Source organism: Brevibacterium pityocampae, from assembly GCF_039541555.1.
In the GTDB taxonomy this organism is placed as follows: Bacteria; Actinomycetota; Actinomycetes; order Actinomycetales; family Brevibacteriaceae; genus Brevibacterium; species Brevibacterium pityocampae.
The window spans coordinates 1-2,016 of record NZ_BAABGL010000028.1 but is presented as its reverse complement, the minus strand read 5'-3'; the positions used below and the strand labels follow the sequence as shown (position 1 = coordinate 2,016).

At 58.3% G+C, this 2,016-nt stretch carries 3 protein-coding genes; 2 read left to right on the top strand and 1 reads right to left on the bottom strand.

Translation table 11 applies throughout. The annotated features are described in order from the left end of the window. Positions 1-630: 630 nt before the first annotated feature. Positions 631-1,062 carry an Hsp20/alpha crystallin family protein gene (locus ABD883_RS12005; protein WP_345032378.1) on the bottom strand — a complete coding sequence of 144 codons (432 nt, stop codon included), beginning with the start codon at positions 1,060-1,062 and terminating at the stop codon, positions 631-633. 136 nt (positions 1,063-1,198) lie between these two features. Between ABD883_RS12005 and ABD883_RS12000 the strand changes: the two genes are divergently transcribed. After that, positions 1,199-1,480 (top strand): MerR family transcriptional regulator, encoded by a 282-nt coding sequence (locus tag ABD883_RS12000; RefSeq protein WP_345032376.1) that lies wholly within the window; start codon positions 1,199-1,201, stop codon positions 1,478-1,480. After that, the gene (locus ABD883_RS11995) at positions 1,477-1,698 is read left to right on the top strand and encodes a hypothetical protein (RefSeq protein WP_345032374.1); all 222 of its coding nucleotides are present in this window, start codon (positions 1,477-1,479) and stop codon (positions 1,696-1,698) included. The genes ABD883_RS12000 and ABD883_RS11995 overlap by 4 nt, the downstream gene beginning before the upstream one ends. The last annotated feature ends 318 nt before the right edge of the window (positions 1,699-2,016 follow it).

Sequence of the window (2,016 nt, the reverse complement as noted above, 5' to 3'; positions counted from 1 at the left end):
GCTCATCGGGGTACTTCCTCGGTGCTGCCATGCTCCTCATCCTCCCGTGGGATCAGAGCCTCCACCAGACCCGGGGCGATTCAGACAATCAACAGTTTCTCCAAGAAGCTAATGAACAAGGTTTCCTCGTTTCTCATCTCAACCGAACATGATCTGACCCCGGGGGAATAACCCGGGGCCAGAAGGGGAAGCCGTGGGCGGGCCCGCATCATTTCATCGTCATTGTGGCGTCACTGCCGCGCATCATGCGTCGAGCACGCTGGTAAGGAGACTTGCGGGCGCGACCACACGGCTGCATAGATCAACCTGGGTGCGGAATCGTCTCACCTCCTCTCGTCGGTGATGTCAGCGCCTTTGAACCGGGGAGGAGAACGCTGACAAGCGAGGACTCGGTGGGCAACAACCTGAGTTGCTGAGAGGCCGGGGGACCGGAACAGCAGCCATGGTTCGGAGTGCCCGAAGACCCGGCACCCGCAATGATTCATGACCCGCGGTTCACCACCTGAGTGGTGAATCGTGTCGAGGTCCCGCAATTCGCGGTCGTTGAAAACGATCACCCAGAACGCAGCATCGATACCCAGCTGGTCGTCTGGTGCACACGTCTGCATGACAACACACCACCAGTTGTCGTTAGGCGCTGATGGCTGCCGGTTCAGCAGAGCCTGAATTGATAGCGATCTTACGGGGCTTCGCTGACTCCGCGACGGGAATACTGAGAGTAAGCACTCCGGCGTCATAGTTCGCTGTAATGCTGCTTGTATCGAGGTTGTCGCCGAGGACGAGCTGACGGCTGAAGGTCCCGCGGGGCCGCTCTGCCGCGACTGAAGACTCCCCGTGGTCGGGGGCGGGTCGTTCAGCTTTGACGGTGACGACGTTGTTCTCGACGTCGAGGTCGATGTTGTCAGGGTTGATTCCTGGCAGGTCGAGTTCGACGCGGAAAGTATCGCCGTCGCGCCAGGCGTCCATGGGCATCATCACGGGGCGGGTCGTTGTGCCGGTGGCTCCGAAGATTTCTCTGCTCAGGCGTTCGACTTCTCGGAATGGGTCAGTGCGCATCATGATCATTGGTGAAACCTCCTTTGCTGGATAGTGGATTCGCGCAGATGATATGATCTACATCATCTGATGGACATATTGTTTAGTGGATCAGAACGCGAATGTCAACACGCTTTCGGGGGGAATTTTGGGAGAAGGGGAGATGGCGAGTTCAGCGTCTGGTGGGCGCTTGTTCTCAATCTCGGCTGTTGCGGAGTTGACTGGTGTTGGTGTCCAGTCGTTGCGGCAGTACGAGGCTCGTGGGCTCGTGACGCCTACACGAAGTGAGGGCGGGACGCGACGGTTCAGTCGCGCGGATATTGCTCGTCTGCGGCGTGTGCGCGAATTGGTTGACGTTGGCGCGAATCTCGCTAGCATCGGAATCATTCTCGATCTCCAGGATGAGAACACCTCGCTTCGGTACGAATCGAGGACGATGCAATGATGACGAATGAAGCGCAGCCCGGTGTCGAAGTTCCCGAGCCGGACTGGAGCGAACAGCTCATTGACGCTCGAGAGCCCGTGGGCGTCAATGATGAAGCCATCGAATCGGTTCCTGGTTCTAGCATGATTCGCGAGGCCGACGACGGCGACGTCGCTGAGCAGGAAGCAGTGGTCGACCTCGACGATGACGATGGGTACAAAGACGTAGACAGTGAGTAACCCAAATCCCTCGAAGGGATTACTGTTCTGACGGCAATAGAGGAGACATGCTCACGTCCGGAGGCGGCGGCACGGTGCTAAACAGCGAGTAGATGGATGCGCAGAAGGAGAGTTAAACCCTCGCCAACTGGGCCGGAAGCTCGTCGTCAAAGGCCGCAATACAGCGGTGACGTCCTGCCTGACACAGCACACGAACCCGGTAGAACACGCCGATGGCGAGAAAACTCATTGAGCATGTCCCGCGTCAAGTAGTTGGCAGGATTTCCTTGGTTTTGAATGTCGGGGTGGTGGGGTCGGCCAGGCCCAGGTGCACCTCCT